Source organism: Anaerovibrio sp. RM50 (assembly GCF_000622005.1).
In the GTDB taxonomy this organism is placed as follows: domain Bacteria; phylum Bacillota; class Negativicutes; order Selenomonadales; family Selenomonadaceae; genus Anaerovibrio.
In genome coordinates this window covers 1-4,583 of the sequence record NZ_JHWV01000001.1, presented here as the reverse complement: position 1 = coordinate 4,583, position 4,583 = coordinate 1, and the positions used below count along the sequence as shown (strand labels likewise).

Annotated in this window: 9 protein-coding genes; 1 reads left to right on the top strand and 8 read right to left on the bottom strand. The window is 44.0% G+C overall.

Annotation, left to right across the window (positions count from 1 at the left end):
- From T525_RS16755 to T525_RS0100020, 6 genes are all read right to left on the bottom strand, one after another.
- The coding region (locus T525_RS16755) for a helix-turn-helix domain-containing protein (protein ID WP_198022569.1) at nucleotides 1-289 on the bottom strand (289 nt) is incomplete at its 3' end.
- A gap of 70 nt (nucleotides 290-359) precedes the next feature.
- Complete coding sequence (locus T525_RS0100045) at nucleotides 360-641, bottom strand: hypothetical protein (RefSeq protein ID WP_027405468.1); 282 nt, start codon at nucleotides 639-641, stop codon at nucleotides 360-362.
- A gap of 15 nt (nucleotides 642-656) precedes the next feature.
- Nucleotides 657-1,244 (bottom strand): N-acetylmuramoyl-L-alanine amidase, encoded by a 588-nt coding sequence (locus tag T525_RS0100040; RefSeq protein ID WP_027405467.1) that lies wholly within the window; start codon nucleotides 1,242-1,244, stop codon nucleotides 657-659.
- 153 nt (nucleotides 1,245-1,397) lie between these two features.
- Nucleotides 1,398-1,586 (bottom strand): hypothetical protein, encoded by a 189-nt coding sequence (locus T525_RS0100030; RefSeq protein ID WP_027405466.1) that lies wholly within the window; start codon nucleotides 1,584-1,586, stop codon nucleotides 1,398-1,400.
- Entirely contained in the window at nucleotides 1,583-1,981 is a 399-nt protein-coding gene (locus T525_RS15390) for a hypothetical protein (RefSeq protein ID WP_156945462.1), read from the bottom strand. The genes T525_RS0100030 and T525_RS15390 overlap by 4 nt, the downstream gene beginning before the upstream one ends.
- Before the next feature lie 16 nt (nucleotides 1,982-1,997).
- A complete protein-coding gene (locus tag T525_RS0100020; RefSeq protein WP_027405465.1) occupies nucleotides 1,998-2,297 on the bottom strand; it encodes a hypothetical protein in 300 nt (99 codons plus the stop codon).
- 42 nt (nucleotides 2,298-2,339) lie between these two features.
- Between T525_RS0100020 and T525_RS0100015 the strand changes: the two genes are divergently transcribed.
- The gene (locus T525_RS0100015; RefSeq protein ID WP_072031602.1) at nucleotides 2,340-3,368 is read left to right on the top strand and encodes a site-specific integrase; all 1,029 of its coding nucleotides are present in this window, start codon (nucleotides 2,340-2,342) and stop codon (nucleotides 3,366-3,368) included.
- 84 nt (nucleotides 3,369-3,452) lie between these two features.
- Here T525_RS0100015 and T525_RS16110 read toward each other — a convergent pair whose 3' ends face one another.
- Both T525_RS16110 and T525_RS15385 read right to left on the bottom strand, forming a co-directional pair.
- Complete coding sequence (locus tag T525_RS16110) at nucleotides 3,453-3,614, bottom strand: hypothetical protein (RefSeq protein ID WP_156945460.1); 162 nt, start codon at nucleotides 3,612-3,614, stop codon at nucleotides 3,453-3,455.
- A 3-nt stretch (nucleotides 3,615-3,617) separates the two neighbouring features.
- Nucleotides 3,618-4,025 (bottom strand): hypothetical protein, encoded by a 408-nt coding sequence (locus T525_RS15385; protein ID WP_051533308.1) that lies wholly within the window; start codon nucleotides 4,023-4,025, stop codon nucleotides 3,618-3,620.
- Nucleotides 4,026-4,583 lie beyond the last annotated feature (558 nt).

Below are 4,583 nucleotides of genomic sequence, written 5' to 3'. Positions count from 1 at the left end.
CTAAAATCCCGTCAGATTTTAATTTAAGTTGAAGTGCTAAATCTTGGTAAGACATCTCTGTACTTAAATATAACTCTACAGCATGTAACTTGAATTGGAAAGAATATGTTTCATTTTTTCTTGACCGTTGAAGTCCTTTTTCCCCCATTACCCGATATTTTGCAACCCAAAATTGAATACGTTTTTTGTCAGGTATACCATATTTGTGGGCTAAAGCATGGTATCCGATATCCCCTTTCAAATATTCCTGAACTATCTTCAATTTGAATTCAACACTGTATTTTGCCATAAAAAGACCCCCATAAGTTAGATTACTTAGTCTAACTTATGGGGGTCTCTACAACTCCGGGGCCTTATTCTTACACTTTGGCTGCAAGTGACTTGGCAAGCACTGTCTTGGCCACAAATACCAAACCTTCCAGAACCAGTGGCAGCACGATGCCATCACGGATGCGGCACCAGCCAGTTTCGTTAGGTGCCTGTTCCCTGACCTTGGCAACGAAGTTAGCTACTGCCTCCTCAATGGCGGGGAATACATTGTCAATGATGGACTGGGTAACCTTTTCCTTTAACTCCTCGGTTACTTCCTCCACTTTCAATGTCTGTACGATACTGTCACGCATTTCTACCCATTTACTCATCACTGTTTCCTCCTATCAGCTGTTGTTTTTATACCACAGAGCCTTGCCTCTTAATACATCTCCGCCCCTGGTACCGTCCTCGGCCCAAGGGTTATATTCAGGGGAATCCTCTGTACCAAGGAACTCCAAATCCCAACGCTCAACAGTAGACTTAGGGCCATACTCCTCGTGGCAGTAGTCGCCCGTTTCATTGTCAGCCGCCTCGCCGTGGGTGGCGACATGCTCTTTATTGATGGTCAGCCAGAGCGCATCAGCCACAAGCCAAATTACCTGGGCCATGGTCTCTATCTGTGCCTGTGTAGGTGGCTCGTCACCCAGATCACGGGTTGTGGCTCCTGCTGCACACGCCAAAGTGATACCTACAGCACCGGTGTTACGCTTCCAGGTATGAGACAGTACCTCGTCAAGGTCATGCTCATTGTATATTGAACCATCCTGGTCAATAGAGATATGGTACTCATCCGTGTACATCTGACCATAGTGACCAGCTGTCCAGTGTAAATATATCTTAGGCTCCCTGCCTACCGCCTGAGCCTGAGCCCAGATACTCTCCCGCGCATCGGCGGCCATCTGGGAAACCTCTGCCAAAGTTACTTTTCGCATTTTTTACCCTTCCTTTCATGGTGTATAGGATAAGGCGACTCTTTATAGAGCCGCCTCTCAATTAGCGCTAATATGTCCTCACAGAAGTGATAGTATTTCGCTTCTGCTATAAATCTCGTAGTGGCCCGGGCCAATGCGGTCCAGCCACGTCCGTCAACCATTGTTTGCCCCTTCCTTCTTGGCCAGGCTGTTTTTAACGGAGCCACCAATATAACCTAAAAGCCCACTGGCGATGCTCATCGCCAGTTCTTTTTGCCCATAAATAATCGCCAGCAGTAACGCCAGCGATAAAGCAACAACTACTATGACATCAGTCAGGCTGACTTTTTCAAACTGTATCATTTATGTTCCCCTCCCTGCTGATAGAATGTATCCACTCTCAGCTTATTGACAGCCTTGAACTGTCTATCACAGAGCCCATTACCTCCAAGTACCTTGTAGGCATCATGCATCATGGTAATATTCTCCAGGGCCAACTGTGATATTTTACCCTGAGCTATGAAGTAATTGCATGACTGTAAGATGCGGTCACGCAGGACAGCCAAAATGCCATCCTGCATCCTCTCTATCTTAATGTCCCGTTCATCCTCGCGCTGTTGCTTCTTGGCCTGCTCTTCTGCCTGATGTCGATATATTGCCTCCTGTTCTTCTTTTTGTTTGGCAAGACGATAATCAACCCACTTACCAAAAACAACCAGGCATGCAGGATAAACCAACATTTTTAAAAATTCATCCAATCCCATCATCCCCCTCTCAGAATCTAACCTGATAGAAAGCAACTCCAGCACAGTCTGCGGCGAAGTCTCCACCGTCCCAGTGGTCGTCAATAAGACCTTCCTTTATTGCTCCAATAGCTAATGTGGTCAAAGCTGCCCAAAAGTCGTTCATGCCCGCATTCCTTTTAAGCTGGTCACATATTACATAAGATACTGCTGTATGAGCTATCTTATCTTCCCCAACAGCATCCTGTATGTCATGGATGCCACCAGCAGAACACAAAGCTGATACGCTAAATATGTATGCTGCTATCAATGATACTATTAACTTCCTCATTATCTTCCTCCCTGTTATCCTCTTAATGAGGAGATGATTTTTATGAAATTACCGAATGGTTTTGGAACGGTCTATCGTTTGCAGGGTAACCGGCGGAGGCCGTACGTGGTCAAGAAAACTATCCAGGGTAAGCAAAAAGCTCTTGGGTATTTCGCAACCTTCGATGAGGCCATGGCTCATCTGGTGGACCATAACCGGAATCCCGCACTGCTTAGCCCCAGCATGACAACCTTCAGTGAAGTCTATACGCTTTGGAAAGCAAAGCATTTTCCGGAGCTCAGATCTGAATCGGCACGTATTAGTTACCGCAACAGTTACCGACATTGTTCCCGCCTCCATTCTATGAAATTCGTTGATATCAGGCTTCCACACCTTGATATGGTTATTGACGATGTACGCGCAGCCGGTTGCGGATATCCTACCCAGAAGAAAGTCCGCTGCCTGCTGGAACAGCTCTATAAGTATGCTGCTAAATATGACCTTATCACCCGTGACTATGCTAGGTATCTCGATATTGATAAGCCAAAGAAAATCCATATCAAGAAGCCTTTTACTGTGCGCCAACGCAATAAACTGTGGCGCGGTATTGATGACATGCCTTACGAGGTTAAGCACGTTCTTATGCTTCTCTACTCCGGATGCAGAGTTGGAGAGTATCGTCATATAAAAAAGACTGACGTAAAAATCAAGCGTCGGTTCTTTATTGTGAGACATTCCAAGACTGATGCCGGAGCTGGTCGGTTTGTTCCTATCCCCAAGAAGCTCCTGCCCTGGTACGAGGAAGCCATGAACAGCCCTGGGGAATACATCTGCTGCAGGGCTGATGGTACCCGCCACAGTTATGACAGCTTCAGACGGTCCATCTTTGACCCTGTTATGCAGCACTTTCACCTCAATCACACGCCTCATGAGTGCCGCCACACATTGGCAAGCATGCTTGACTCTGCTGACACCAACAGGACGGTTACCAAGTTAATACTTGGCCACAGTCTTGAAGGTATTACAGAACGGGTATACACCCATAAATCAATACATGAATTATTGAAAGCTATTGACCATGTTTGTACTTAACCTGTAATTAACCGTTCAACTATAAAAGCCACCTTTTTGCTATGAATTTGGGTGGTTTTTATGGTGCTTAACCTGTGTGTTAAATTATGGCTGTTCGGTTGTGGTATCTGAGCCCTTATTCTCTGTGCCCTCATCACTATTTTCAGCTAGTAGCTCAGGAACATATAAAACGCATTTTGGGTACTGACAGGTACCATCTGGTCTTAAAACTTTCAAGCATCTGATACATCTCTTTTTTACTGCCATTTCTTATTCCTCCAATTCTTTAATATCGGCATCAAACTTTGCCATAATTTCATTTAATTCTTCCTTAAGTTCTGCCTTCACTTCGTCATCATCCATCATCATAGCATCAGCAAACTTGCTTTTAAGTTCATCCTTATCAGCCTCATACTGGTCAATAATTACTTGCTTCTTTTCTTCGATGCTAGGCACTTTTACCGGAGCATCTGTAGGCTTGCCATCGGCCCCACGGATATAACCAGTACCATTGGCACCATTACCCCGGTTGCCTACATAATAGGCATAATCCTCGTCCGAGGTCTCCAGATACCCCTCATCAAGGTACTTCTGTTTTTCGGCTTTTGTCTTAAAGTGTACACCTTTAAGTACGGTAGCTATACGCTTACCAGCCTCATCAAATTTGCACAAATACATTCTTACATCATCCTTTCTATGATTAATAAATAATAAAACGAACAATTTTAGATACAGTGGGGATATGGTGGTGCTATATCCACGAGCCAAGTTCAGATAACTTTTCCGATAGCTTTTCAAAGTACGCCTTTATATGCAGGAGCAATAATGTACGGATTACCTAGTAGTGGTTCGTATGCTATAGGCATACCGACTGAGTGGACTAGAACCACAGTAAAATATTTAGGTAATTCCAGTGGTGGTTTTAGATGGATAGCTATAGGTCATTAAAATCCTATTGCTATCCAAGCAAAGCCCAGATTGGCTGTTGGACAATTTATTGCAAACTTTTCTAAATCTCTTCTCCAGCATCTAAAATTGATATAAGAAGTATCAGTATTAGTTATTAAGTTCGCACAAAATGAGTATGCCGTGTTATAAGAAATCGGCATATATATAGTTTTGGAAGCCCCGGTTGTGTCTAATCCCCACTGTATCTAAAATTGTTCGTTTTATTATTTATTAATCATAGAAAGGATGATGTAAGAATGTATTTGTGCAAATTTGATGAGGCTGGTA

Bases quoted from the DNA above. Each gene is read 5' to 3' on its own strand.
- T525_RS0100045 (WP_027405468.1), bottom strand. From the start codon at position 641: ATGAGTAAATGGGTAGAAATGCGTGACAGTATCGTACAGACATTGAAA.
- T525_RS0100040 (WP_027405467.1), bottom strand. From the start codon at position 1,244: ATGCGAAAAGTAACTTTGGCAGAGGTTTCCCAGATGGCCGCCGATGCG.
- T525_RS0100030 (WP_027405466.1), bottom strand. From the start codon at position 1,586: ATGATACAGTTTGAAAAAGTCAGCCTGACTGATGTCATAGTAGTTGTT.
- T525_RS0100020 (WP_027405465.1), bottom strand. From the start codon at position 2,297: ATGAGGAAGTTAATAGTATCATTGATAGCAGCATACATATTTAGCGTA.
- T525_RS0100015 (WP_072031602.1), top strand. From the start codon at position 2,340: ATGAAATTACCGAATGGTTTTGGAACGGTCTATCGTTTGCAGGGTAAC.
- T525_RS16110 (WP_156945460.1), bottom strand. From the start codon at position 3,614: ATGGCAGTAAAAAAGAGATGTATCAGATGCTTGAAAGTTTTAAGACCA.
- T525_RS15385 (WP_051533308.1), bottom strand. From the start codon at position 4,025: ATGTATTTGTGCAAATTTGATGAGGCTGGTAAGCGTATAGCTACCGTA.